Annotated in this window: 23 protein-coding genes and 1 pseudogene; 6 read left to right on the forward strand and 18 right to left on the reverse strand. The window is 67.7% G+C overall.

What is annotated here, in order from left to right:
• The 9 genes from IQ458_RS09365 to IQ458_RS09405 all read right to left on the reverse strand — a co-directional run bounded on the left by IQ458_RS09365 (window position 1) and on the right by IQ458_RS09405 (window position 9,935).
• Window positions 1–2,328 (reverse strand): catecholate siderophore receptor Fiu, encoded by a 2,328-nt coding sequence (locus IQ458_RS09365; RefSeq protein ID WP_203322621.1) that lies wholly within the window; start codon window positions 2,326–2,328, stop codon window positions 1–3.
• Window positions 2,329–2,991: 663 nt separating this feature from the next.
• Complete coding sequence (locus tag IQ458_RS09370) at window positions 2,992–3,324, reverse strand: non-heme iron oxygenase ferredoxin subunit (RefSeq protein WP_183643670.1); 333 nt, start codon at window positions 3,322–3,324, stop codon at window positions 2,992–2,994.
• Window positions 3,321–3,845, reverse strand: coding sequence for a GNAT family N-acetyltransferase (locus IQ458_RS09375; protein ID WP_203322622.1), 525 nt, complete (start codon window positions 3,843–3,845; stop codon window positions 3,321–3,323). The genes IQ458_RS09370 and IQ458_RS09375 overlap by 4 nt, the downstream gene beginning before the upstream one ends.
• A 124-nt stretch (window positions 3,846–3,969) precedes the next feature.
• A complete protein-coding gene (locus IQ458_RS09380) occupies window positions 3,970–5,223 on the reverse strand; it encodes a cysteine desulfurase (protein WP_192197393.1) in 1,254 nt (417 codons plus the stop codon).
• Window positions 5,220–6,482: a Fe-S cluster assembly protein SufD gene (gene sufD, locus IQ458_RS09385; protein WP_203322623.1), complete on the reverse strand. Its 1,263-nt coding sequence runs from the start codon at window positions 6,480–6,482 to the stop codon at window positions 5,220–5,222. Before sufD ends, IQ458_RS09380 begins: the two co-directional genes overlap by 4 nt.
• On the reverse strand, window positions 6,479–7,246 hold the full coding sequence (gene sufC, locus IQ458_RS09390) for a Fe-S cluster assembly ATPase SufC (protein ID WP_141453729.1): 768 nt from the start codon (window positions 7,244–7,246) through the stop codon (window positions 6,479–6,481). The genes sufD and sufC overlap by 4 nt, the downstream gene beginning before the upstream one ends.
• A 110-nt stretch (window positions 7,247–7,356) precedes the next feature.
• Window positions 7,357–8,796, reverse strand: coding sequence for a Fe-S cluster assembly protein SufB (gene sufB, locus IQ458_RS09395; RefSeq protein ID WP_192197395.1), 1,440 nt, complete (start codon window positions 8,794–8,796; stop codon window positions 7,357–7,359).
• A 16-nt stretch (window positions 8,797–8,812) separates the two neighbouring features.
• Window positions 8,813–9,271, reverse strand: coding sequence for an SUF system Fe-S cluster assembly regulator (locus IQ458_RS09400; protein ID WP_183643652.1), 459 nt, complete (start codon window positions 9,269–9,271; stop codon window positions 8,813–8,815).
• A gap of 73 nt (window positions 9,272–9,344) precedes the next feature.
• Complete coding sequence (locus IQ458_RS09405; protein WP_203322624.1) at window positions 9,345–9,935, reverse strand: cytochrome C; 591 nt, start codon at window positions 9,933–9,935, stop codon at window positions 9,345–9,347.
• Window positions 9,936–10,158: 223 nt separating this feature from the next.
• Here IQ458_RS09405 and IQ458_RS09410 point away from each other — a divergent pair, with 223 nt between their 5' ends.
• Entirely contained in the window at window positions 10,159–10,626 is a 468-nt protein-coding gene (locus IQ458_RS09410; RefSeq protein WP_183643644.1) for an SET domain-containing protein, read from the forward strand.
• 138 nt (window positions 10,627–10,764) lie between these two features.
• On the forward strand, window positions 10,765–12,990 hold the full coding sequence (locus IQ458_RS09415; protein WP_203322625.1) for a DUF5916 domain-containing protein: 2,226 nt from the start codon (window positions 10,765–10,767) through the stop codon (window positions 12,988–12,990).
• A gap of 66 nt (window positions 12,991–13,056) precedes the next feature.
• Here IQ458_RS09415 and IQ458_RS09420 read toward each other — a convergent pair whose 3' ends face one another.
• From IQ458_RS09420 to fusA, 7 genes are all read right to left on the reverse strand, one after another.
• On the reverse strand, window positions 13,057–13,662 hold the full coding sequence (locus IQ458_RS09420) for a DUF1439 domain-containing protein (RefSeq protein WP_192197397.1): 606 nt from the start codon (window positions 13,660–13,662) through the stop codon (window positions 13,057–13,059).
• A complete protein-coding gene (locus IQ458_RS09425; protein WP_203322626.1) occupies window positions 13,652–14,227 on the reverse strand; it encodes a DUF1439 domain-containing protein in 576 nt (191 codons plus the stop codon). The genes IQ458_RS09420 and IQ458_RS09425 overlap by 11 nt, the downstream gene beginning before the upstream one ends.
• Window positions 14,228–14,314: 87 nt before the next feature.
• Complete coding sequence (locus tag IQ458_RS09430; protein WP_183643632.1) at window positions 14,315–14,620, reverse strand: DUF3861 domain-containing protein; 306 nt, start codon at window positions 14,618–14,620, stop codon at window positions 14,315–14,317.
• Window positions 14,621–14,717: 97 nt separating this feature from the next.
• On the reverse strand, window positions 14,718–15,296 hold the full coding sequence (locus IQ458_RS09435; RefSeq protein WP_203322627.1) for a M23 family metallopeptidase: 579 nt from the start codon (window positions 15,294–15,296) through the stop codon (window positions 14,718–14,720).
• A 1-nt stretch (window position 15,297) separates the two neighbouring features.
• Window positions 15,298–15,924: a tellurite resistance TerB family protein gene (locus IQ458_RS09440; RefSeq protein WP_203322628.1), complete on the reverse strand. Its 627-nt coding sequence runs from the start codon at window positions 15,922–15,924 to the stop codon at window positions 15,298–15,300.
• Window positions 15,925–16,126: 202 nt separating this feature from the next.
• Window positions 16,127–16,525 carry an HU family DNA-binding protein gene (locus tag IQ458_RS09445; protein ID WP_141453719.1) on the reverse strand — a complete coding sequence of 133 codons (399 nt, stop codon included), beginning with the start codon at window positions 16,523–16,525 and terminating at the stop codon, window positions 16,127–16,129.
• Between the two features lie 254 nt (window positions 16,526–16,779).
• Entirely contained in the window at window positions 16,780–18,840 is a 2,061-nt protein-coding gene (fusA, locus tag IQ458_RS09450; RefSeq protein WP_183643623.1) for an elongation factor G, read from the reverse strand.
• A gap of 204 nt (window positions 18,841–19,044) precedes the next feature.
• Between fusA and IQ458_RS09455 the strand changes: the two genes are divergently transcribed.
• From IQ458_RS09455 to IQ458_RS09470, 4 genes are all read left to right on the forward strand, one after another.
• Window positions 19,045–19,482, forward strand: coding sequence for an OsmC family protein (locus IQ458_RS09455; RefSeq protein WP_181444101.1), 438 nt, complete (start codon window positions 19,045–19,047; stop codon window positions 19,480–19,482).
• Complete coding sequence (locus tag IQ458_RS09460; protein WP_203322629.1) at window positions 19,475–20,179, forward strand: alpha/beta fold hydrolase; 705 nt, start codon at window positions 19,475–19,477, stop codon at window positions 20,177–20,179. The genes IQ458_RS09455 and IQ458_RS09460 overlap by 8 nt, the downstream gene beginning before the upstream one ends.
• A gap of 67 nt (window positions 20,180–20,246) precedes the next feature.
• Window positions 20,247–20,927, forward strand: a complete 681-nt coding sequence (locus tag IQ458_RS09465; protein WP_203322630.1) for a glycine zipper 2TM domain-containing protein — start codon at window positions 20,247–20,249, stop codon at window positions 20,925–20,927.
• 111 nt (window positions 20,928–21,038) lie between these two features.
• Window positions 21,039–22,703 carry an amidohydrolase gene (locus tag IQ458_RS09470; protein ID WP_203322631.1) on the forward strand — a complete coding sequence of 555 codons (1,665 nt, stop codon included), beginning with the start codon at window positions 21,039–21,041 and terminating at the stop codon, window positions 22,701–22,703.
• Between the two features lie 96 nt (window positions 22,704–22,799).
• Here IQ458_RS09470 and IQ458_RS09475 read toward each other — a convergent pair whose 3' ends face one another.
• Window positions 22,800–23,681 (reverse strand): PhzF family phenazine biosynthesis protein, encoded by an 882-nt coding sequence (locus IQ458_RS09475; RefSeq protein WP_203322632.1) that lies wholly within the window; start codon window positions 23,679–23,681, stop codon window positions 22,800–22,802.
• A gap of 28 nt (window positions 23,682–23,709) precedes the next feature.
• A pseudogene (locus tag IQ458_RS19965) lies at window positions 23,710–24,436 on the reverse strand (PhzF family phenazine biosynthesis protein).
• Window positions 24,437–24,444: the final 8 nt, after the last annotated feature.

The following is a 24,444-nucleotide window of genomic DNA, read 5'->3' on the forward strand; positions in this document are numbered from 1 at the left end:
TCAGAACCGCAGGTTCAGGCTCAGCAGCACCGAACGCGGCGCACCCGGCGTGTAACGGTAGCCGCTCTTGTTGATCGCCGCCACGTAGTCCTTGTCGAACAGGTTGTAGGCGTTCAAGCGCAGATCCAGGTTCGGGCTGAAGGCATAACTGACAACCGCGTCCCACACCGTGTACGACTTGACGAAGTTCGGCGTGCCCACGGCACCGTCGGTGCCGCGCTTCATTTCGCCGGAGTAACGCACGCCACCGCCGACGGTCAGGCCGAAGGGGAGTTCGTAGGTGGTCCAGGCGGTGAAGGCGCTGTCCGGGGTGTAGCCCAGATCGCGGGTCTTGTCGTTCGCCACGACCGGGCCATCCTTCACGGTGGCGTCCATCGCGGTGTAGCCGGCGGACACGGACCAGTCGTCGGTAAGCTTGCCAACCGCCGAAACCTCCACGCCGCGCACGCGCTTCTCGCCGCCCTGGAAGGTCACCCCGTTCTCAGTGATCACTTCGTTGCTCACGTCAGTCTGAAACACCGCCAGGGTCAGCAGCAAATCGTCACCCAGCAGGTTCCACTTGCTGCCGACCTCGAAGGTCTTGGCTTTCTGCGGGTCGTATTTGGGATTGTTGGCGCTGTTGTCCGCGTTGCTCAGTTCCAGCGCGGTACCGCCCGGAGGCTGCTGCGAAAGCGCGTAGTTGGCATACACGCTGGCGACGTTGCCCACCTTGTAGACCGCACCGAGTTTCCAGTTGACCAGGGTATCGGAGGCATCCCGATCCACGCCCGGCACGATGGTGCCGGTGGGCAGGCTGCCGCAGACGGGACCGCCGCGACCGCCGCAGGCGACCAGGCTGCTGAAGTCGGTCTTGTAGTGATCCAGGCGGATGCCGGCGGTCAGCAGGAAGGCTTCGTTGAACTTCAGGGTATCGAAGGCGTACAGCGACGACGTGGTGATCTTGCCCTTGCTATGCGCACCATTGCGGCCCCAGCGCAGGCCGCTGACGTCAGGGTCGGGGTTGTACAGATTGGCCGCCGGCCAGGCGGTCCCCGGGATCGTGGCGACGCCCCAGCTTTCCAGTTCCTCGCGCGCGAACTCCAGTCCGGTGCTGAGGTTGTGCTGCACGCGGCCGGTCGAGAAGTCGGCGCGCAGGTTCAGCTGGTTGGTGGCGATGGTGTATTCCTGATCCTTGAAGGTTGGCAGGCTGCGGTTGACCGTCCAGCCATAAGGATTGTTGATGTCGGGGATGGTCAGCGTGGGCGTGGTGCCGGTGGCGGACAGCATGAATGCCGTCAGCATGTAGTCCTGTTCGTTCTTGCCCCAACGTGCGGTATTGGTCAGCTTCAGCGTGTCGGAGAAGTCGTGCTCGAAGCGGAACGTGGCCATTTGCGCGGTCACGTCGTCGTGATCGAAGCGCGTGCCGTAGAAGTTCTCGCTGTCCACGCGCGGCGCCAACGCGATCTGCGGACGGGCAGGGTCCGGCGAACTGTAGCCCGGCAGGCCGATGGTCGGCACGCCGCCGTCCGGCACGTTGTCCTGCTTCACGTACAGCAGGTTGAGGAAGTAACGGGTATCAGAGCCCAGGCCGAACGCCAGCGACGGCGCCACGCCCCAGCGCTTGTTGTTGATCAGATCGCGGCCGGGCACGTCGCTGTCCTGCGCCATCACGTTGAGGCGGAACGCCGTGCCGGGGATGCCGAGCGACTGGTTCCAGTCGGCGGTGACGCGCTTCTGGTCGTCACTGCCGATCGAGACGGTCGCGCTGATCGCGTCCTTCCGCGTGGCCTGCTTGCTGACCATGTTGATTGCGCCGGTCGGTGCGCTGCGGCCGTTGTCGGTGCCGGCCGGCCCCTTCTCGACTTCGACCTGTTCGACATTGAACACGTCGCGCGAGATCGAACCCAGGTCGCGCACGCCGTCGACGAAGATGCTGCTGGAACTGTCGAAGCCGCGCATGAACAAGGTGTCGCCGGTGGTGGTGTTGCCGTTTTCACCGACGAAGAAGGTGCCCACGCCCGGGCTGTTGCGCAGCGCCTCGGTCAGGGTGGTCGCGCCCTGCTGGTTGAACAGATCGTCGGTGATGATCTGGATGGTCTGCGGGGTGTCCTGCAGCGACTGGGTGAACTTGGGCGAGGCCAGCTTGTCCGCCTTGTATTCGCCGACCGAGGTGCCTTCGACGTGCACCTCCGGCAGGGTGGTCGGATCCGGTTTGGGCGCGTTGTCGGAGGCGACCTGGGCGGCGGCGGGGACGGCCAGCGCCAGGCTGGTCAGCAGGGTGGCGGTGGTCAGGCCGTTCGGGGAACGGGACGCGGGAGTGGCGTGCTTGCGCGACTTGATCGGGTTCATGGGTGTCTTGGCGGTTGCGGAAGGGAATCCCCGTGGCGACGGGCGATGGGGAAGCGGGGGCGCTGGCGGCCCGGGCATCCGGATCGCCAGTGCGATTCAGGCGCGCGGGGGCGCGTGGCCGTGCGGCAGACGGCAGGCGTCGGACCGGAACCGGACATTGCCGGAACGGAGGGACGCGCAACGTGCGGGCTGGAAGCCGGGGCGGTCAGCGGGGGCGGGGCCGCTCGCAGGGTCGAACTCGCCTTCGGGTGAAGGTTCGACGGCGGCGATCGGGTCCACGGACGGGAGTTGCCAGCCTGTGGCGGGACTTCTCTCTTCGGCGTCCCGGGTGTTTGCCTCCGCTGCCGGAGTCCCCTCGGACAACGCGGCCGCCACCACGGTCGGGCCGGTGACGGCCGCGACGGATGCCGACGCGACCGGAAGCAGCCACACCAACGACCACAACAGTCCCAGCAGCGCCCAGAAGAGGGCGCTGCGACGTTCGTCACGGGGGCGGGTCGGAAGGGGCAAGGGGAGCGGAGCGGGTCAGCCGGATAACGAATTTATAATCTTAATGATAATTGTTCTCTTTCGCAAAGGCGCCTCGCCGAATGGCGGTGCGGAAGAAACAAAAAAGGCGGATTCCGGGGAATCCGCCCTTGGGAGCCGCCGCCGGCGTGCCGATTAGCCGCGGTCGTCGCGGGTCCAGAGCCCGCCGTGTTCCTGCTTGACCGGGAACTTGGGTACCGGCGAATAGGCCGGCGCGCACAGCGCCCGACCATCGCGGATATCGAACTTGGCCCCGTGCAGGATGCATTCGATGGTGGCCTCGTCGCCGTCGTAATTGCCGGAGGACAGTTCGAAATCCTCGTGGCTGCAGCGATCCTCCAGCGCGTAGAAATCGCCGTCGTAGTTCATCACCAGGATCGGGGTGCCGGTGACTTCGTCGAATACCGTGCGCATCTCGCCGGGCAGCATTTCGCCCAGCGCGCAGACGAAGGTCCAGTTCTCGCTCACAGCGCCTTCTCCAGCACCTCGAAGCGGAGATCGTCGCGCTTGGGAATGCCGAAGCGCTCGTCGCCGTAGGGGAAGGGCTTCTTGATGCCGGTGCGCACGTAGCCACGACGCTCGTAGAAGGCGATGAGTTCGTCGCGCACGTCGATGACACTCATCCGGATGGCCGGTTGTCGCCAGTCTTCGCGAACCACGCGTTCGGCCTCGGCGATCACCGCCTTGCCCACGCCGCCGCCCTGCAGATCGGGCCGGACCGAGAACATGCCGAAGTAGCCGGCGCCGTCCTCCACCGCGACATGCGCGCAGGCCAGCATCTGCCCATCGCGTTCGGCGACAAGGATGCGGCTCCGGGCGCGTTCGATGTCACGCAGCAGGCCTTCGGGATCGATGCGCTGGCCATCCAGCAGATCGGCTTCGGTGGTCCAGCCCTGCTTGCTGACCTCGCCACGGTAGGCGGAGGTCACCAGCGAGACGAGGGCGGGGATGTCCGCGGCGGTAGCGGTACGGAAGGTCAGCATGCTCATGCGCCGATCTTACGGAAAACCGCCCCCCAACTGTAGGAGCGACGTCAGTCGCGACCGGGATCCCGGACGGCCCAGATATCCGGTCGCGACCGACGTCGCTCCTGCAGGGGGATGCGCGCCGCAATCAGGCCAGCAGGCTGCGGGCTTTCTTCAGCGCGGCGGCGAAGGCTTCGATTTCGGCGTGGGTGTTGTAGAAGGCCAGCGAGGCCCGGCAGGTCGCGGCGACCCCGAAGAATTGCAGCAGCGGATGCGCGCAGTGCTGGCCGGAACGGATCGCCACGCCTTCCAGGTCCAGCAGGGTCGCCAGATCGTGCGCATGGGCGCCTTCGACCAGGAAGGAGATGACCGCGGCTTTCTCCGGCGCGGTGCCGAAGATGCGCAGGCCGTCGATCTTACGCAGCTCTTCGGTCGCGTGGGCCAGCAGTTCGGTTTCGCGCGCCTCGATGTTGGCCATGCCGACCGACTCGAGGTAATCCACCGCCGCGCCCAGGCCGATGAAACCGGCGATGTTGGGCGTGCCGGCCTCGAACTTGTGCGGCGGGTCGTTGAACACCGTGCCGTCGAAGCTGACCTCCTTGATCATCTCGCCGCCACCGATGAAGGGCGGCATGGCCTGCAGATGCTCGCGCCGGGCCCACAGCGCGCCGGTGCCGGTGGGCCCGCACATCTTGTGGCCGGTCAGGGCATAGAAATCGCAGCCGATCGCGGCCACGTCCACCGGGCGGTGCGGCGTGGCCTGCGACCCGTCCACCATCGTGACGATGCCGTGCTTGCGCGCTTCCCGGCAGATCTCGCGGACCGGATTGACCGTGCCCAGCACGTTGGACACGTGGGTAATCGCCAGCAGCTTCACATCCGGCGTCATCGCCGCGTACAGGCCGGGCAGGTCCAGCGAACCGTCCGGAAGAATCTCGGCCACGCGAAGGGTGGCGCCGGTGCGCTGGGCGACCAGCTGCCACGGCACGATGTTGGCGTGATGCTCCATCCGCGAAACCAGGATGACATCGCCCTTGCCCAGGCGCGGCAGCGCCCAGGAGTAGGCGACCAGGTTGATCGCGAAGGTGGTGCCGCTGCACAGCACCAGTTCGTCGGCGCGCACGTTGAGGAAGCGGGCCAGCTTGCGGCGCGCGCCTTCGTAAGCGTCGGTGGCCTCGGTGCCGAGCGTGTGCACCGCGCGGCTGACGTTGGCGTTGTGGCGGCGGTAGAACGCGTCCGTGGCGGCGATTACCGATGCCGGTTTCTGGCCGGTGTTGGCGCTGTCGAAATAGATCAGCGGCTTGCCGTGGACCTGGCGCTCCAGCAGCGGGAAGTCGGCGCGCACGCGCGCCCAGTCCGGCGTGCCGGCCGGATCGCGATGTGGCGCGGGACCGGCGTTCACGGCGCACCCAGCCCGGCCAGGGCCTGGTCGATGCGCTGCGACAACTGCTCACGCACCGCCGGGTTGGTGATGATGGACATCGGCTCGCGGCAGAACGCGGCGGTCAGCAACTGCTGCGCTTCCGTTTCCGGAAGGCCGCGCGAACGCAGGTAGAACAGCGCGTTGGCGTCCAGTCGGCCGACGGTCGCGCCGTGCGCGGCCTTCACTTCGTCGGCATGGATTTCCAGCACCGGCTGGGTGTCGATCTCGGCGTTGTCGGACAGCAGCAGGTTCTTGTTCGACAGCGCCGCGTCGGTACCGTCCGCACCCTCGCGGATCAAGATGCCGCCATGGAACACCGCGCGGCCGCGCCCGGCGCCCAGTCCGCGCCAAGTCAGTTCGCAGGTGGTGTCGCGGGCGATGTGGTCGATGCCCAGCCGGGTATCCAGGTGGCGGCGGCCGTCGGCGAGCAGCACGCCGTTGGCAATCAGGCGGGCCCGATCGCCTTCCAGCCGCACGTTGAACTCGTGCCGCGACAGCGCCGCGCCCAGTTCCAGATCGATGCGGCGGTATTCGGCATCGCTGGCCAGCACGGCATCCGTGCGCAACAGGTGGGTGGCGCGATCGCCGTCTTCCTGCACGCGCGCGTGGGCCAGGCGCGCACCGCGCCCGACATGGACATGGACCAGCGTGTTGGCCAGATGGGCGTGCGAGCCGGTGCCGAAATGATGTTCGAACACCTTGAGCGAGGCACCCGCGCGCAGTTCGACGAGATTGCGCAGATGCCAGGCATGGTCGGTGTCGTCGGGCGCGCCGATGAACACCAGGTGCAGCGGCGCCTCGACTTCGACGGACTCGGCCACCCGCAGCAGCACGCCTTCATTGGCGAGGGCCGCGTTGAGACGGGCGAACACTTCATCGCTCCGTTCGAAACGGCGTTGCAGGAAGCGGGCGGATTCGCCGCCCTCGGCCAGCGCCTCGGACAACAGCTGCAGGCTGACGCCTTCCGGCAAGTCGCTGGTCAGCGAAAGCGCGACCGAATAGCGTCCATTGACGAACACCGCGCGCGGGCCCGGGATGCCGGCCAGCAGCATCGGATCCAGCGCGGGCAGGGCTTCGACCGGGGCGAAGCTGCGGCGTTCGAGCTGGCGCAGCGAGGTGTACTTCCACGCCTCGGCGCGCGGACCGGGCAGGCCGTCGCGCAGCGCCTCGTCCAGCACCGCGCGGCGCGCGGCATCGCCGCTGAAGCCGGTGGCGAGGGAATCCAGCAGGGCGCTCATCCGGCGACCTTTTCGGGGGCCACCCGATCCTTGATCCAGGCGTAGCCGTGCTGCTCCAGTTCCAGCGCCAGTTCCGGACCGCCGGTTTCGACGATGCGGCCATCGGCCAGCACGTGCACCACATCCGGCTTGATGTAATCGAGCAGGCGCTGGTAGTGGGTGATGACCAGGAAGGCGCGATCCGGTGAACGCAGCGCGTTGACGCCGTCGGCGACGTTCTTCAGCGCGTCGATGTCCAGGCCGCTGTCGGTCTCGTCGAGGATGGCCAGCCGGGGTTCCAGCACGGCCAACTGGAAGATCTCGTTGCGCTTCTTCTCGCCGCCGGAGAAACCCTCGTTGACGCCCCGGTGCAGCAGGTCGTCGCGCAAGTGCAGCACGGCCAGTTTCTCGCGCACCAGCTTGAGGAACTGCATGGAATCCAGTTCGTCCTCGCCGCGCGCCTTGCGCTGGGCGTTGAGCGCCGCGCGCAGGAAGTAGGTGTTGTTCACGCCCGGGATTTCGACCGGGTACTGGAAGGCCAGGAACACGCCGGCGGCGGCGCGTTCTTCCGGCTCCAGCTCCAGCAGCGCCTTGCCGTCGAATTCGACCGAACCGGCGGTGACCTCATAGCCCTCGCGGCCGGCCAGGATGTTGCCCAGCGTGGACTTGCCGGCGCCGTTGGGGCCCATGATGGCGTGGACCTGGCCGGGCTTCACTTCCAGGGACAGGCCCTTGAGGATTTCCTTGCCGGCGACGCTGGCGTGGAGGTTTTCGATCTTGAGCATGGGATTGGGGATTCGAAATAGGGATTCGTTGAATGCAGGAGGGAAGCGGGGGAGCGGGTTTCGCTCTTGCGAATCCCCAATCTCCAATCCCGAATCCCGGGAAGAAAGCGTCAGCCGACGCTGCCTTCCAGCGACACTTCCAGCAGCTTCTTGGCTTCCACCGCGAACTCCATCGGCAGCTCGCGGAAGACCTGCTTGCAGAAGCCGTCGACGATCATCGACACCGCGTCTTCCTCGCTGATGCCGCGGGCGCGACAGTAGAACAACTGGTCGTCGGAGATCTTGGAGGTGGTGGCCTCGTGCTCCAGGGTGGCGCTCGGATTCTTCACCTCGATGTAGGGGAAGGTGTGGGCGCCGCACTGCTTGCCGATCAGCAGGCTGTCGCACTGGGTGTAGTTGCGCGCGTTGGCGGCGTTGCGGTCCACCTTGACCAGGCCGCGGTAGGTGTTCTGGCCGCGGCCGGCGCTGATGCCCTTGCTGATGATCTTCGACTTGGTGTTCCTGCCGATGTGGATCATCTTGGTGCCGGTGTCGGCCTGTTGGCGGTGATGGGTCAGCGCCACCGAGTGGAATTCGCCGACCGAGTCGTCGCCCAGCAGCACGCAGGACGGGTACTTCCAGGTGATGGCCGAGCCGGTCTCCACCTGGGTCCAGGAAATCTTGCTGCGCGCGCCGCGGCATTCGCCGCGCTTGGTCACGAAGTTGTAGATGCCGCCGCGGCCTTCCTCGTCGCCCGGGTACCAGTTCTGCACCGTGCTGTACTTGATCTCGGCGTCTTCCAGCGCCACCAGCTCGACCACCGCCGCATGCAGCTGGTTCTCGTCGCGCATCGGCGCCGTGCAGCCTTCCAGGTAGGACACGTAGCTCTTGTCCTCGGCGATGATCAGGGTGCGTTCGAACTGGCCGGTGTGGCCGGCGTTGATGCGGAAGTAGGTGCTCAGTTCCATCGGGCAGCGCACGCCCCTGGGGATGAACACGAAGCTGCCGTCGGAGAACACCGCCGAATTCAGCGCGGCGAAGTAGTTGTCGCCGGTCGGCACCACGCTGCCCAGGTACTGGCGGACCAGTTCGGGGTGCTCGCGGATGGCCTCGCTCATCGAGCAGAAGATGATGCCCTTCTCGGCCAGTTCCTTGCGGAAGGTGGTGCCCACCGAGACCGAGTCGAACACCGCGTCGACCGCGACGCCGGCCAGCTTGGCGCGCTCGTGCAGCGGCACGCCCAGCTTGTCATAGGTGTCGAGCAGTTCCTGCGGCACCTCGTCCAGCGACTTGTACTTGGCCTTGGGCGCGCTGTAATAGCTGATGGCCTGGAAGTCGATGGGGGCGATCTTCAGCTTGGCCCAGTGCGGCACCGGCATGGTCAGCCAGTGGCGGTAGGCGGCCAGCCGCCATTCGGTCATCCACTCCGGTTCATCCTTCTTGGCGGACAGCGCCCGCACCACGTCCTCGTTGAGGCCGGGCGGCAGCGAATCGGATTCGATGTCGGTGATGAAGCCGGCGTCATAGCGACGTCCCAGCTGTTCCAGGATTTCTGCGTTCTCGGTGGCCATTGGGCTGCCTGTGTACTCAACTGCTGGCGACGCGCACGGCGATCGGGCGCCGGCGGACGTCGTCGGGGGAAGCGGGAGGGTGGAGCATCTGCGCCAGGGTCACGCCGCGCAGGGCGTCGGCGACCACGTCGTTGATCAGGCGCCAGTTGGCGCGGGCGCCGCACTGGTGCGCGATCCCGCAGTGGCTGTCGGCCTGACTGCATTCGGTCATCGCCAGCGGCCCTTCCATGGCCTCGACGATCTCGATCAGGCTGATGTCGGCGGCGGCCCGGCTCAGCCGGTAGCCGCCATGCACGCCGCGCAGGCCCTCGACCAGGCCGGCCTGGGCCAGCGGCTTGAGGACCTTGCTGACGGTGGGCGATTCCAGCCCGGAGTGATCGGCCAGATCGGTGGCGCTCAGCACCTCGCCCGGCCGTGCGGCGAGCACGGTCAGCACCACGGTGGCGTAGTCGGTGAGCTTGGTGACGCGGAGCATGGCGGGACGGGGGAATTAAAAACGTACCGAAATTGTACGCTTTAACCCGGCGCCCCGCCAAGCGTGAACTTGTTCAGTTTCGCGCCGGGGCCGTGGCGGTGGCTGGCGCGGCCGGAGCGCCCTGGGCCGGGGCTTCCGGCAGGACCAGGGAGAAGTAGGGGGCGGGCGGGGTCTGGCCGGGTGGCAGGTAGGCCGGCGCGGTTTCTCCTGCCGGGCCCAACGAGTGCATGAACCGGTAGATCGCGCGGCGGTCGGCTTCGCTCATGGCCCGCAGGGTGAAGTCCGGCATGATCGGCCGGGTACGCAGGTTGCCGCTGTAGGCAAGCCACTGGGCTTCGCTCATCTCCTGCATGCGCAGGCGCAGGTTGCTGGCGTAGGTCGTGCCCCACGGGCCGTGGTAGCCCAGCGGCGAGCCGGTCAGCCACTGCGCGGCCGGCACCTCGCCCTGGCGCTCGGCGTAGCCCGCCGTATGGCAATCGTTGCACCCGCCGATCCGGACCAGGTATTCGCCACGCGCCATGACGTCAGCGGCCGCGTCCGCCACGGGCGGGAGCGCGGCGGGGGAGGTTCCCGGCTTGCCGGCCTGCGCCTGGCAGCCTCCGAGCAGCACGATCGATGACAGCAGGCAGGACCGCAGTCCTGGCGAGGAAACGGGGTTGGGCATGGCGGCGGCTCGTGGTGGTTGCGGAGAAGGGTGGTTGGGAAGCAGGCGGTTTAACGCGCGGTTCCGGGGCGACCGGACACGCGGTGCGCGCGGGATTCATGCGCCGGCCATGGACGTGCCGGCCCCGGTTTGCGGTTGGCGGGGATTCGCCGGAATCGCGGATGCTTGGGATCCCCGGCGGTCTGAGCGAGAATCCTCCCTCCCGCCCTCCACCGGAACCCGCATGCCCCGCAAGATTGAAGCCCGCAAGTCCGACATCCATGGCAATGGCGTATTCGCCATCGCGCCCCTCGAGAAGGGCGAACGCGTCGTCGAGTACAAGGGCAAGCGGCGCACCCACGAGGAAGTGGACGAGGACGACAGCGGCGACGTGGAATCCGGCCACACCTTCCTGTTCACCCTCAACGACGAATACGTCATCGACGCCAACCACAAGGGCAACAAGGCGCGCTGGATCAACCACAGCTGCGATCCCAACTGCGAAGCGGTCATCGAGGAACACGACGGCAAGAACCGCAAGAAGGACAAGGTGTTCATCGAGGCCATCCGCGACATCAAGCCCGGCGAGGAACTGACCTACAACTACGGCATCGTCCTGGACGAGCCGCACACCGCCCGCCTGAAGAAGGTCTGGGCCTGCCGGTGCGGCAGCAAGAAGTGCACGGGCACGATGCTGCAACCCAAATCGTAATCGCCGCTACACCGGGTGCCGCCTGTGACGGGATGCAGGCGGCGGCCAAATGGTTGACATGACCTACGCCAGTCGGTGACCGGTTGCCGGAACGCTAGGGTGGCGTCCAACGGGCACGAGCCCAACGGAACTCCCGACATGCGCGCGGCAATCCTGAGTCTCTCCATCCTGATGGCGTTGTCCGCGCCGGCCCTGGCCATCGACGTGGACGGCCGCATCGATCCGGCCGAATGGCAGGGCGCGCGGCACATCACCGATTTCCGCAAGGTGCAGCCGCTGACCGGCACGCCGGCGACCCACCCGACCGAGGCGTGGGTGCTGGCCACGCCCGATGGGCTTGCCATCGGCTTCCGCAATATCCAGCCGGCCGCCAGTCGTACACGCCAGCGCGTGCAGCGGGATTTCGAGGATCAGGTGGACCGGGTCAACCTGATGATCGATTTCGACGGTGACGGCCGCACCGGCTACAACTTCACCATTTCCTCGACCGATGGCGTCGCCGACGCGGTGATCACCAACGAGTCCGATTTCAACGACGACTGGGACGGCAACTGGAAGCACGCGGTCAGCGAGGATGCCGACGGCTGGTCGGCGGAAATGCTGATTCCCTGGTACATCGCACCGATGCGCGGTGGCGAGGGCGATGTCCGCCGGATGAAGATCTATCTGGATCGCGTGGTCGGCTCCACCGGGGAACGCGTGGCCTGGCCGGTGGCGAGTTTCGAACGGTCGCGGTTCCTGTCCGAGTTCACGCCTGTCGAGGTGCCGCGATACAGCCAGTCGCTGCTGGCGGTCACGCCGTACGCGTCGGGCCTGTACGACAACATTCGCGGTGACAGCGATTTCGACGGCGGCGTGGATCTGTTCTGGAAGCCCAACGGCCAGTTCCAGATGACCGCCACGCTCAATCCCGATTTCGGCCAGGTGGAGAGCGATGACCTGGTGGTCAACTTCAGCGCCACCGAAACCTTCATCAGCGACAAGCGACCGTTCTTCACCGAGAACCAGGGGCTGTTCGAATACACCACGCCGTCGGATTTCAGCCAGTTGCTGTATACCCGCCGGGTCGGCGGGCCGGCCGACGATGGCCGTGGCGCGGGCGACATCACCGCCGCGGTCAAGCTCAACGGCTCGTTCGGGCAGACCAAGTACGGCGTGTTTGCCGCCGACGAGGCGGACGAGGTGGGGCGCTCGTTCTACGCGCTGCGGCTGGTGCGTGATTTCAAGGACCAGAACCTGGGCATGATGATGACCCGCGTGGATCGTCCGTACCTTGATCGCGAGGCGACCGTGTTCGGCATCGACCACAACTGGCGTCCGACCGCGCGCTGGAACCTGCGCACCCGCGTGTTCGGCAGCCAGATCGACGAGCATGGCGACACCACCCGCGATCTGGGCGCCACGGTCTGGGCCGACTACGAGATGGATCATGGCTGGCGCCAGCAGTGGATCGCCATGCATTTCGGCAACGACCTGCAGATCAACGACGCCGGCTACCTGTCGCGCAACAGCATGAACTACCTGCACTGGGAGGTGAAGCGGCGCTTCGCCGACCAGCCCGAAAGCTCGCGTTACTCATCGAAGGAATGGCGCTGGCGGGTCAGTTCGGTCTACAACAACCACGGCGAGCGGCTCAACAACCAGTTCCGGATGAGCCGGCAGGGGCAGCTGCGCAACGGCGCCAGCGAGTACGCCCAGATCAATATCAATACCTCGGGCGTCGAGGACCTGCTGACCCGCGGCCATGGTTCGGTGAACGTGCCGGCCCGCTTCAATGCGCACTACGAGTACGAACGTCCGCGCAAGGGACACTGGGCGCACGACGTCTATGCGGATCTGGTCAGCGGGGGCCTCGCCGGCAACGACGAGATCGGTTACGCCTTCGAATACCAGGCCACCTATTTCATCAACGACGCCTTCAGCCTGTACGGCGGCTTCTATGCCGATCGCACCCCGGACTGGCTGGTCTGGCAGTACGACAACCTGATCGGCAGCTTCGAGGGGCGCGAGTGGCATGTGAATGCCGGCCTCAACTGGACCATCAGCGACCGCCAGGAACTGCGCGTCAAGCTGCAGTCGATCGCGCTCGACGCCCGTGCCCGCCAGGCCTACCGGGTGATGGCCGGCGGCGATGCGCTGCGCAGCGACGACGAGATCAACGATTTCAGCCTGAGCAATCTGGGTTTCCAGATCCGCTATCGCTACGAGCTGGCGCCGCTGTCCTACCTGTATGTCGTCTACGGCCGTGGCGGACGCGAGAACAACCGCTTCGGGGATAGCGCAGGCGCGTTGCTGGGCGATGCGTTCGGGTTGCGCGACGACGAACAACTGCTGGTCAAGCTGAGCTACCGCTTCGAGCTGTGACCTGTTGGCCGGTCGCGGTGAGGCGATCGGGAATCCGAAGCGGCGGGCCGCCCCGCCGCTTCGCGTTCACTGGCCCAGACGCAGGTGGACCTGCCCGTCCTGGATGCGGATGGCATCGGACGAGAGGGTGCCGGGGATTTGCGCCAGCGCCTCGGCGTCGAGCCGATAAATCGGTTCGTCCTGCGCGTATTGCTCCAGCAGGCCGTTGATCATCTCGCGGGTCTGCGCGTCCATCGGCTTGCCCTGGCCATCCGCCTGCAGATCCATCAGTTCCGGGCGCTCCAGGTGCAGGCCCTGGGTGGCCGGGTCATAGCGCAGTCCGCTGGCAACCCGGAAGCGTCCCTGCCGGTTGCCGCTGCCGGCCAGCGAAGCGTCGTAGTCGAGATCCATCTGGATGCGATCGCCGCCGGCCGGAATGGCGATCACCGGCCGGCTGAGGGTCAGGCGTGCCAGGCCACCCAGCCAGGTCTCCTTGCGCGGAAACGCCGGTTCGGCGGCGCTCTGCAACTGCGCGGGCGTGAGGGTCAGGCTGTCCGCCGCGATGGCGGCGGCCGGTTCGGCATGCGCGAGCCACGCGGGGAAGGGCAGTGCGGCCGTGCTGGCGGCGAGCGCGGCGGCCAGCAGGCGACGGGAGCGCCGCAGTCGGCGCAGGGTGCGGGTATCAGTTTCCATCCAGTTTCACCACGATTTTTCCGTTTTCGATGAGGGTCGCACCGATGTGCTTGCCGCGCGGCAAGCGATCCAGCACGTCGCTGTCGATGCGGTATATCGGTTCCTGGCGCGCGTATTCGGCCAGTACCGCGTTGATGAGTTCGCGCGTGCCACCCTTCATGACGCTGCCGGAGCCGGGCAGATCCACGCTCAGCAGTTCCGGGTTGTCCAGATGCAGGCCCTGGGTGGCCGGGTCGTAACGCAGGCGGCTGGCGACGGCGAAGCGCCCGCGGGCGACGTCGCCCGCGCCAATCGCGCTGACGCCGATGTCGAAATCCAGCCGCAGGCGATCGTCGCCACCGGCCAGCGACAGGCGGGGATGGCTCAGCGTGGCCGACACCAGTCCGCCGAGCTTGTCGAACTCGCGCGGGAAGCTGCGGTCGAGCCGTTTTTGCAACTGGGGTTCGGTGAAGCTGATCTGATCGCCGAAGAAACCGGTGACGGCGTTCATGGTGCCGCAGCCGGCCAGCAGCAACAGCAGGCCGAGCAGGGCGGTCGACGCCAGCGGGCGGAAGCGTGGAGTCATGCGTTGCCGGGATCCATGAAAAAGGGAGTCATCGCACGATAACGCGGGGATTCTGTCCGCCGGCTAACCGGTGGCGGCAATCTTCAGTCAACCGGGCGCGCGCTGCTTCAGGTCCTGCAGGAACACCTCGACATGCGGCCGCAGGGAAGCGAACAGATCGTCCTGATCGTTGCGGTGGTCGGCCATCAGGCCACCGAGCAGCTTGGCGCCGATCACCAGCGCGGTGCGCTCGTCGCCGGTGAAGCCGCGGAGCCGCTGCACGTTCTCCAGCACCCGCATCCAGTCGTCGTGGCAGTGATGCTCGAATTCAATGGTGCACCGGCTGGTGCAGGGCAGCCCGTCCGCCTCCACGGGCGTGACGGTGATGCGATAGCGTTGGGGACGATTGGCCATGGAAGGGGCACCGCGGGGAGACAGGGGCAAGATAGGCGCGCCCCGGTGCCGGCACGAGGCCCGCCGCCGCGATGGAGTGTTCCGTCGGGTCGCGGATTCAGCGTCGTCCCCATACCGCGCCGGCGCGCAGCCTGGGCAGCGGATCCCGTGCGCCGTCGCGGGCATAGATGCCGAAATGCAGGTGTGGTGGCGTGCCCTTCGCGTTGCCGGTGGTGCCCACCGTGCCCAGCGGCGTCCCGGCCGCCACCACGTCGCCGCTGGCCAGGCCGGGGGCCCAGTCGTCCAGGTGGGCGTAGTAGTAGCGTTCCATTCCCGGCCCCAGCACCCAGACCTGGCGACCGCCCAGGCCGCCGTCGCGGATGGTAGTGATCACGCCGCGGGTGCTGCTGAGCACCGGCGTTCCGCGGCGCGCGAAGATGTCCACGCCGGCATGCTGGCGATCGTTGCCGCGCGGAGCGCCAAACGTGGCCGCGATGTCGCGCGCGGACACGCCATGCACCGGCACCGGCAACGAGGTGGACGCGGGCAGGCGCGACAGTTCCCACAGGGTGCGCAGCGGCAACAGGAAGGGTTGCCGCCATGACCACGCCGCCAGCCAGGCCAGCAGTGCCGCCACCGCCAGCACGACCAGGACGCGACGCGCGCGATGGCGGCGGGGCGAGGGCGGCACGTGCATGTCAGGCGCGTGCGGCCTGTTCCGCCAGTTGGCGCTCCAGGCGGGTCTTCAGGTCGGCATCCAGCTTCAGTTGCCGCGCCAGCTCGTCCAGGTAGGCGCGTTCCATGAAGTTCTGTTCGTCGACCACCATCAGGCTGGCCAGGTACATCTCCGACGCCACTTCCGGGGTCTCGCCTGCCTGCGCGACCTCGGCCGGATCCAGCGGCTTCTGCAGTTCCGCCTGTAGCCAGCGCTGCAATTCGGCATCGTCGCCGATACGGCGGAACTCGCCTTCGATCACGGCGCGCTCGCGATCATCGACGTGGCCGTCGGCCTTGGCGGCGGCAATCAGCGCCCGCAGGATGGCCTGGCTGTGCTGCTCGGCCTGCGGCGGCGGCAGGCGATCGACGGTGCGTGGTTCGGTGGCGGTGGCCGCGGTCTGCTGCTGGTGGTCGCGGTAGGCCTGGTAGGCCATCACGCCGATCGCGGCCAGTCCGCCATAGGTGGCCAGCTTGCGGGTCTTGCGGTTCTTGCCGAGCAGCAGGCCCAACGCGCCGCCGGCCACCGCGCCCTTGCCGAAGTCGGCATTGAGCAGGCTGCCGCCGGTCTGGGATTTGAGCAGCTGTTCCAGGAAGCCTTGAATCTTCATGCGGGACGATCCTCGGTTGTGCGGAAAGGGAATGACTCCCTTGCAATGGGGATGATCGGCGCGCGGCGCAAGCATGACCGATGGCAGGGCGGAGCCGGCGTCAGCCCATCGCATGGGGTTGGCGACAGTGGGGACGCCGCCGGGCAAAAAAAAACGGGACGGCTGGGCCGTCCCGTTTTTCGATGCGGGTGTCGCGCCTGGATCAGGCCGCGGCGTCCTTCAGCTTCTTGAGCGGACGGACCTTCACCTTCACCGAGGCGGGCTTGGCGGCGAACCACTGCTCTTCCTTGGTGAACGGGTTGATGCCCTTGCGCTTCGGCTTGGCCGGCACGTTGATGGCGCTGATCTTCAGCAGGCCCGGCAGGGTGAAGGAACCAGCGCCCTTCTTGCTGATGGAGGCGTGCACGGCGCTTTCCAGCGAAGCCAGCACGGCGCGCACGTCCTTCGCAGCCACGGCGGTGGCTTCAGCGATGTGGGCGACCAGGCCGGACTTGCTCAGCGCTTCCTTGATCGGCTTCGGGGCTGCCGGCTTGGCAGCGGCCTTCGGTGCGGCTTTCTTGGCGGCCTTTTTCGGCGCTGCCTTCTTGGTGCTCTTTGCCATAAGTGTCCTGTTTTTACAGTCTGTAGGTGGGTAATCGGGCCGACCGCGTCGGCAGGCGCAATGTAGGACAAAGAAAACGCGTCGCACAAGTAGCAAAGTGCAAATTCACCGCTTTTTTTTGCGGTTTCCGGCGGATGGCGCGATGGGAAGCGTGGAATCCGCCCTGGAAACAGCCAACGAACGTGGCGGTTGCGGTGCGGATGCGGGTGGACGGTCGGGCGGATCGTCGTTGGCGATCCGCCCCGCTGCGGCACTCAGTCGTCCTCGGGTTTGGGCTTGTAGGCCTCGGCCAGCTTCTGCTGGACGTTGGCCGGCACCGGTTCGTAGTGGCTGAAATCCAGGTTGTAGCGACCCCTGCCGGCGGTCACCGATTTCAGTTCCGCTGCGTAGCCGTCGAGTTCGGAGAGCGGCACCTGCGCCCGGACGACGATTTCCCCGCGCACCGTATCGGTGCCATTGATCCGCGCGCGCTTGCTGGAAAGCCCGCCGGTGATGTCGCCGACCTGGGCTTCCGGCGCGGCGACCTCCAGGTCCACCACCGGCTCCAGCACCTGCGGACGCGCCTTGCCGATGGCATCCAGGAAGGCCTTCTTGCCGGCGGCGACGAACGCGACCTCCTTGCTGTCCACCGGATGGTGCTTGCCATCCAGGATCACCACGCGCAGGTCCTGCAGGGGATAGCCGGCCACGGCGCCGCTGGCGAGCACCTGGCGCACGCCCTTTTCCACCGCGGGCATGAACTGGCCGGGGATGGTGCCGCCCTTGACCTCGTCCACGAACTCGAAGCCCTGGCCGCGCGCCAGCGGTTCAACCCGCAGAGACACCTCGCCGAACTGGCCGGCGCCACCGGTCTGCTTCTTGTGCCGGTAGTGGCCATCCGCCTTCGCGGAAATGGTTTCGCGGTAGGCGATGCGCGGCGGCCGGGTCTTCACCTCGACGCCATGGCGATCCTTGAGCCGCTCCAGCATCACCCGCAGATGCAGATCCGACAGGCCGCGGATGACCGTCTCGTTGAGCTCGGCCGAATGCTCGACGACGAAGGCCGGATCCTCCTCGGCCAGCTTCTGCAGGGCGGTGGACAGTTTCTGCTCCTGGCCCTTGCTGGCCGCTTCGATGGCCAGGCCGAACATCGGCCGGGGGAAATCCACCGGCGCCAGGTGGATGTGGTCCTCGTCGTGGCTGTCGTGGAGCACGGCGTCGAAATGCAGTTCCTCGATCTTGGGAACGGCGGCGATGTCGCCGGGAACGGCCTGGTCGATTTCGGCGTGGTCCTTGCCCTTGAGCTTGAACAGGTGCGCGACCTTGAACGCCTTCTTGCCGTCGTCGACGAACAGCGAGCCCTCTTTCTTCACCGTGCCCTGGTAGACCCGGAAGATGCCCAGCTTGCCGACGAAGGGATCGTTGACGATCTTGAACACGTCGGCGATGACATGCGCCTGCGGATCCGGCTGCGCCCGCACCGCTTCGGTGCCGGCGCCGTTGGTGCGCTGGAACGGCGGCGGATTGCCCTCGCCCGGATGCGGGAACAGGCGCTCGGCCACATCCAGCAGTTCGGGCACGCCGACCCCGGTGCGCGCGGACACGAAGCAGACCGGCACCAGATGCCCCTCGCGCAGGCACTGCTCGAACGCGTCGTGCAGTTCCGCGCCGGACAGACCGCCTTCGCCGGCATCCAGGAAGTGTTCCATCACGGTTTCGTTGATCTCCACCACTTGGTCGATGATCTTCTGGTGCCAGTCGGCCACCGGACCCAGATCGGAGTCGCCCTGGGCATGGCCAAAGCAGTCCACCACCTTTTGGCCGGCGTCGGCCGGCAGATTGAGCGGCAGTACTTCCGGGCCGAAGGATTCGCGCAAATCGGCCAGCACGCGCGCGCAGTCGGCGCCTTCGTGGTCGATCTTGTTCACCACGATGGCCCGGCACAGATTGCGCTGGCGGGCGCGTTCCATCAGGCGGCGGGTGCCGTGGGCCACGCCGGTGTCGGCATCGACGACGATCAGCGCGGTTTCCACCGCCGACAGCGCCGACAGCGCCGGGCCGCGGAATTCCGGATAGCCGGGCGTGTCGATCAGGTTGAGATGGATGCGTTCGCCGGAGGCCGCGAGATGGTCGGTGCTGGCGATGGCGGTGTCGATGGAGTGGCCGCGGGCCTTTTCGATGGGATCGTGATCGGACACGGTGGTGCCGCGCTCGATGGTGCCTGCCGTCTGGAGGGTGCCGCCGGCATGCAGCAGGGCTTCGAAAAGCGTTGTTTTGCCGGCGCCAGGGTGGCCTGCCAGGGCCACGTTGCGGATTTGGGGTGTGCTGTACGACATGAGGCCGTTCCTCCCGGGAGTTGGGTCGAAGGGCCGTCATGGCTGTCCGGGCCGGCGCGACCCGTGAGCGTGCGCTCGGCGGGCGGTCATGGCGGGGAGCCAGCATCGGACGCACCGGCGGCGGGGTCAAGTCGCAACGCGCAACCGGCGCTACACGCGCGCGGGTGTAAGCTCCGGGCTCCCCCTGGACGAGGAGCGACAGCCATGGCTTTGAAACGTTACGCGGACGCGGTGTGGAAGGGCGACCTGCAGGCCGGCAAGGGCAACATCAGCACGCCGCAGAGCGGGCTTTTCGACGCCCAGAACTATTCGTTCAAGACCCGCTTCGGCGACGAGAAGGGCACCAATCCGGAAGAACTTCTGGCGGCGGCGCACGCGGGCTGTTTCAGCATGGCGCTGTCGGCGGTGCTGGGGAAGGCCGGATTCACCCCGGAGATCATCCAGACCCGCGCCGAGGCGACGATGGAGCCGGGCATGGATCCGGGACCGACCATCACCGGCATCAAGCTGATCGTGTCGGCCCGCGTACCCGGCATCAGCGGCGCCCAGTTCGATGACATCGCGAACCAGGCCAAGGCGGGTTGCCTGATCTCGCGCGCGCTGGCGGTGCCGGTGTCGATGGAAGCGACCCTGCTTGCCTGAGCGGGGCGCGTCGGCCTGGAGCGCGTTGTTCCTGCACGGCGCGGGCGGCGGTGGCTGGGAATGGAACCTCTGGAGCGGCATCTGGCGCGCGCAGGGCATCGCCGTGAACGCGCCGGATCTGCAGCCGGCGGATGCCGGACTCGAGGCGACGGAATGGGAAGACTATCGACGGCAGGCCGCGGCATGGCTGGCGGCATTGCCGCGCCCGCGCGTGCTGGTCGGGGCGAGCATGGGCGGCCTGCTCGCGTTGCAGGCGGCGGCGGAGGCCGACGCGCTTGTCGCGATCAATCCGTTGCCGCCGGCACCGTTGCACACGGCGTTGCCGGCCCGCGAATGGCCCGCGCGGGTGGCCTGGCGGCGGCACGCGCGGCTGGCTTCCACGCGTCGGGCGATGCCCGAATCCGATCCCGCCTCGATCCTGTACGCGCTGCGACGCTGGCGCGACGAATCCGGCGCGGTGCTGCGCGCGGCCCAGTCCGGCATCGAGATTCCTATGCCGGACTGCCCGGCGCTGTTCATGGCCTCGCGGCGGGACGGGGACGTTCCCGCGCAGGCGGTACGGCGATTGGCCGGGCAGGCCGGCGGCGCGTTCGTCGAACTGGCCGGCGACCATCTGGCGCCGCTGATGGGCCGGGACGCGCCGCGGGCCGCGCGGCAAGCTGTCGAATGGCTAAACGCCGCCGCCGCGACCGTTTGAGTTCAGTCTGTTTTCACCCGTCCGAATCGACGATGCGCGCACGCCATCCCGGCGTGGGGAGCTCCACATGAACCGCCTTTCCACATCCCTGCTGGCGTTCGGCCTGCTGGCTTCCGGCACCGCCTCGGCGCAGTCCTATTCCGGCGGCTACGGGGATCGCTATTCCACCGCCGAGTATGACTACGCCAAGGTCGTCCGGGTGGATCCGATCATCGAAGGCGATCGCTACGGCGGCCGCACCGTCAGCACCTCGCAGCGTTGCTATTACCGCGACGCGGACGACCAGTATGTCCATGACGACGGCGGCTACCGGAACGATGGTTACTACGGCGACGATGATCGTTATCGCGATGACCGCTATGGCGACGATCGCTACCGCGGCACCGACACCGGCCGCACCGTGGCCACCGTGATCGGCGGCATCGCCGGTGCCGTGCTCGGCAGCAAGATCGGCGACGGCAGCGGCCGCTACGTGGGTACCGCGGTGGGCTCGATGGTCGGCGGGATGGCCGGGCGTTCGATCTACGACAACACCCAGCGCAACCGCCAGGCACGGCGCGGCACGGTCCGGGTCTGCGATCCCGAGCCGGTCAATGGTGGGCACAACGGTTACGACGGCTACAGCGGCGATGGCCGGGTCACCGGTTACGACGTGACTTACGAATACGCCAATCGCACTTATCACACCCGTACCAGCTACCACCCCGGTGATCGGATCCGGGTCAGGGTGGACGTGCGGCCGGAGTAAGCCGGCGCATCACGCGAAGGGGCCCCGCGGGGCCCTTTCCGTTTTCCGGCGCTTGAACGCACCGGCCATCGAACGCATAGTCGCCCGGGTTCAAACACACGGGAGCGGGGAATGCGCAGATGCTTGCTGGCGATGGTGTTGGGTGCGATGTCCGGAGCGGGACTGGCGGCGGAGGTCACCGTGCTGACCGCCGATCGCATCCATACCTCCGATCCGCGGCGGCCGGAGGTCCAGGCCATGGCCTGGGATTCGGCGGGGCGGTTGCTGGCGTTGGGTGATGCGGCGGAAATGCGCGCGAAGTATCCACAGGCCGAGCGCGTCGAGGCCGCCGGCAAGACGGTGATTCCGGGACTCATCGATGCGCATGGCCACCTGATGGGGCTGGGCTTCGCGCTCATGCGCGCGGACCTGACCGGTACCCGCAGCAAGCAGGAAATCGTGGAACGCCTGCGCGCCTACGCGTCGCAATTGCCGAAGGACGCCTGGTTGCTGGGCGGTGGCTGGGATCAGAACGACTGGCCCGAGAAGCGGTTCCCGACCGCCGCGGATCTGGATGCCGCGTTCCCGGATCGCCCGGTTTGGCTGGAACGCGTGGACGGGCATGCCGGCTGGGCGAATTCGGCGGCATTGCGCGCGGTGGCGGCGAAATCCGCCAGGTCGCTGGAAGGGGATTGGCAACCGGATGGCGGCCGCATCGAGCGCGCCGGCGGCAAGCCGAACGGCGTATTCGTCGATGGCGCGATGGGACTGGTGTACGCGGTGATTCCTCCCGCCGATGACGCGACCCGCGAGCAGGCGGCCGCCAAGGCGTTCGATGCGGCGGTGCGGCATGGCCTGACCGGCGTGCACGACATGGGCGTGTCGCGCGAGGATCTGGCCCTGTTCAAGCGCTTCGCCGATCAGGGCCGCCTCCCGCTGAGGGTGGACGCCTATGCCGACGGTGACGGAAACGCGCTGGCGGATCTGTGCGCCAACGGACTCTACCGCCACTCCGGCGGACGTCTGGAAATGCGTGGAGTGAAGTTGTACATCGACGGTGCGCTGGGCAGCCGGGGCGCGGCCATGCTGGAGGAATACAGCGATGATCACGGCAATCGTGGCCTGCTGGTCACCGATCCCGCGAGCTACGAGACCGCGGTGCGCAAGGCGCGCGGATGCGACGTGCAGGTGGCGACCCACGCGATCGGCGATCGCGGCAACCGGATCGTGCTGGACACCTACCAGAAGGTGCTGGGAGATGGCGCCGGCTCGGATCACCGCTGGCGCATCGAACACTCGCAGATCGTCGCGCCGGAGGACATCCCGCGGTTCGCCAGGCTGGGCGTGATCGCCTCGGTGCAGCCGACCCACGCGACCTCCGACATGCCCTGGGCGGAGGACCGCGTCGGCCCGCAGCGCATCCTCGGCGCCTACGCCTGGCAGCGATTCCTGCATAGCGGCGCGCGGCTCGCGCTGGGTTCGGATTTCCCGGTGGAATCGGTGGATCCGCGGCTGGGCCTGTATGCGGCGGTGACCCGCCAGGATCGCGACGGCCAGCCGCCCGGTGGATGGCAGCCGGATCAGCGGCTCAGCGCCGCCGAGGCGGTGCGTGGGTTCACCGCCGATGCCGCCTGGGCGGGACGCGACGAGAAGGAAGTGGGCCAATTGGCGCCGGGGTTGCGCGCGGATTTCGTGATCCTCGACGAGGATCCGCTGGCGGTGCCGGCCGCGCAGCTGGACGAGTTGCATATCCGTTCCACCTGGGTGGACGGCAAGCCGGTTTACGAGGCGCGCTGAAACCGGCGGCTGCACGCGAGTGGCGCGTGCAGTCGTTCTTTACTCTGCCGGACTCATCCCGGTTGCCGGGACGACGATGCGGTGCGGCGGCTCCGATCACCAGTCCAGCGTGCCGCTGACCACCGTGCGGACGTGACCGCCGGACCAGACGTCGCCATGCTCGTCCACGTGCAGCTGCAGGCGGGCATCGTGGCCGACCTCGCGGCCCTGGCTGACGGTATAGCGGGTGCGTCCGGCGGGCAGCGCGCCACGTTCGGCCAGCCAGGCGGCCAGGGTCGCATTGGCGGCGCCGGACGCGGCGTCCTCGAACACCGCCGGCGCGCCGACGAAGGCGCGCACCACCAGGTCGTAGTCCTGGCCTGCGTCGGCGCGCGCGTAGGCGCACACGCCCATGCTGTCGGTGGCCTTGGCCAGCGTGGCGATCGCGTTCCAGTCGGGCGCGGCCGTGCGCAGCGTCTGTTCGTCGCGAACCTCGGCCAGCCACCAGCGGCGGCCGCCGTCGACCAGCGCGGGAGGCAAGGCACCGGCGGGCAAACTGGCGAGCGCCGCCTGCAATAACGGATCGTTGGCCGGTTCGCCGGTTTTCAGCACGCTGGCGCGCGGAGTGCGCACGGCGATGCTGCGCCCGTGGCCCTCGCCATCCACCCGCAGCGGCAGGCGGCCAGCGATGCCTTCCTGCACCAGCACGCCCTCGCGCGGCTCCGCCAGGCCCGCTTCCAGCACCACGTGTGCGGTACCCACGCTGGGGTGGCCGGCGAACGGCACCTCGCGGCGCGGACTGAAGATGCGCAAGCCGTAGCTGGCTTCCGCCGACGGGGCGGGAAACACGAAGGTGGTTTCCGGCAGGCGGGTCCAGCGGGCGATCGCCTGCATGGCGTCGTCGTCCAGGCCCTCGGCGTCCAGGACCACGGCGAGCGGATTGCCGGCGCCGGGGCGGTCGGCGAAAACGTCCAGTTGGACGTAGCGGCGAAGGGTCATCGGGGGAATCTCGGTGGGGGCGCGCAGCTTACCAAGTCGCGCTGCCGGCGATGACCGCCTGCACCTGCCCCCCGATCCAGATGTCGCCGGTGGCGTCGAGCTCCACCGTGACCCGCCCGTCGCGTCCCAGTTCGCGGCCCTGGCTGGCGATGTAGCGGCCGTGCAGGCCCGGAAAGCGGCCCGCGGCGTGCAGCAACGCGCCGATGGCGGCGTTCGCGCTGCCGGTCACCGGATCCTCCGGTATGTCGTCGGCCGGACAGAACGCACGCACGGCGAGCGCGTGCTTCTGATCCATTGGGGCCTGATTCGTCGCAGCCTGGCCGAACACTGCCAGGCCGATCGCGCCGCTGGCCCGGCTCAGTGCGTCGATGGCGGAAAGGTCGGGCACCAGCGCGCGGACCGCGGCGGCATCCTCCAGTTCCACCAGCCACCATGCCGGACCGTTGTTCCAGAGCGCGGCGGGCAGCGGGCCGAGCGGGAGCGGCGCGAGCACCGCGGCAAGCAGGTTGCGCGCCGATGCTGGGATGGCCGGCGAACGGCAGTTCCCGGCGCGGGGTGAAGATGCGGATGCGGTAGTCGGCCTCGGCCGAGGTCGGCGGCAGGAAGAAGATGGTTTCGGACAGCCGGGTCCAGGCCGCGAACGCCTGCATGGCCGCGGTGTCCAGATCGGCCGCGTCCAGCACCACCCCCAGCGGATTGCCGGCGCCGGGACGGTCGGCGAAGACGTCGAGCTGCAGGTAGCGGCGAGGGCGCATGGGTCGCT

This window comes from Pseudoxanthomonas beigongshangi (assembly GCF_016820515.1).
Classification (GTDB): domain Bacteria; phylum Pseudomonadota; class Gammaproteobacteria; order Xanthomonadales; family Xanthomonadaceae; genus Pseudoxanthomonas_A; species Pseudoxanthomonas_A beigongshangi.

Bases quoted from the DNA above. Each gene is read 5' to 3' on its own strand.
- IQ458_RS09365 (WP_203322621.1), bottom strand. From the start codon at position 2,328: ATGAACCCGATCAAGTCGCGCAAGCACGCCACTCCCGCGTCCCGTTCC.
- IQ458_RS09375 (WP_203322622.1), bottom strand. From the start codon at position 3,845: ATGAGCATGCTGACCTTCCGTACCGCTACCGCCGCGGACATCCCCGCC.
- sufD (WP_203322623.1), bottom strand. From the start codon at position 6,482: ATGAGCGCCCTGCTGGATTCCCTCGCCACCGGCTTCAGCGGCGATGCC.
- sufC (WP_141453729.1), bottom strand. From the start codon at position 7,246: ATGCTCAAGATCGAAAACCTCCACGCCAGCGTCGCCGGCAAGGAAATC.
- sufB (WP_192197395.1), bottom strand. From the start codon at position 8,796: ATGGCCACCGAGAACGCAGAAATCCTGGAACAGCTGGGACGTCGCTAT.
- IQ458_RS09400 (WP_183643652.1), bottom strand. From the start codon at position 9,271: ATGCTCCGCGTCACCAAGCTCACCGACTACGCCACCGTGGTGCTGACC.
- IQ458_RS09405 (WP_203322624.1), bottom strand. From the start codon at position 9,935: ATGCCCAACCCCGTTTCCTCGCCAGGACTGCGGTCCTGCCTGCTGTCA.
- IQ458_RS09410 (WP_183643644.1), top strand. From the start codon at position 10,159: ATGCCCCGCAAGATTGAAGCCCGCAAGTCCGACATCCATGGCAATGGC.
- IQ458_RS09415 (WP_203322625.1), top strand. From the start codon at position 10,765: ATGCGCGCGGCAATCCTGAGTCTCTCCATCCTGATGGCGTTGTCCGCG.
- IQ458_RS09420 (WP_192197397.1), bottom strand. From the start codon at position 13,662: ATGGAAACTGATACCCGCACCCTGCGCCGACTGCGGCGCTCCCGTCGC.
- IQ458_RS09425 (WP_203322626.1), bottom strand. From the start codon at position 14,227: ATGACTCCACGCTTCCGCCCGCTGGCGTCGACCGCCCTGCTCGGCCTG.
- IQ458_RS09430 (WP_183643632.1), bottom strand. From the start codon at position 14,620: ATGGCCAATCGTCCCCAACGCTATCGCATCACCGTCACGCCCGTGGAG.
- IQ458_RS09435 (WP_203322627.1), bottom strand. From the start codon at position 15,296: ATGCACGTGCCGCCCTCGCCCCGCCGCCATCGCGCGCGTCGCGTCCTG.
- IQ458_RS09440 (WP_203322628.1), bottom strand. From the start codon at position 15,924: ATGAAGATTCAAGGCTTCCTGGAACAGCTGCTCAAATCCCAGACCGGC.
- IQ458_RS09445 (WP_141453719.1), bottom strand. From the start codon at position 16,525: ATGGCAAAGAGCACCAAGAAGGCAGCGCCGAAAAAGGCCGCCAAGAAA.
- fusA (WP_183643623.1), bottom strand. From the start codon at position 18,840: ATGTCGTACAGCACACCCCAAATCCGCAACGTGGCCCTGGCAGGCCAC.
- IQ458_RS09455 (WP_181444101.1), top strand. From the start codon at position 19,045: ATGGCTTTGAAACGTTACGCGGACGCGGTGTGGAAGGGCGACCTGCAG.
- IQ458_RS09465 (WP_203322630.1), top strand. From the start codon at position 20,247: ATGAACCGCCTTTCCACATCCCTGCTGGCGTTCGGCCTGCTGGCTTCC.
- IQ458_RS09470 (WP_203322631.1), top strand. From the start codon at position 21,039: ATGCGCAGATGCTTGCTGGCGATGGTGTTGGGTGCGATGTCCGGAGCG.
- IQ458_RS09475 (WP_203322632.1), bottom strand. From the start codon at position 23,681: ATGACCCTTCGCCGCTACGTCCAACTGGACGTTTTCGCCGACCGCCCC.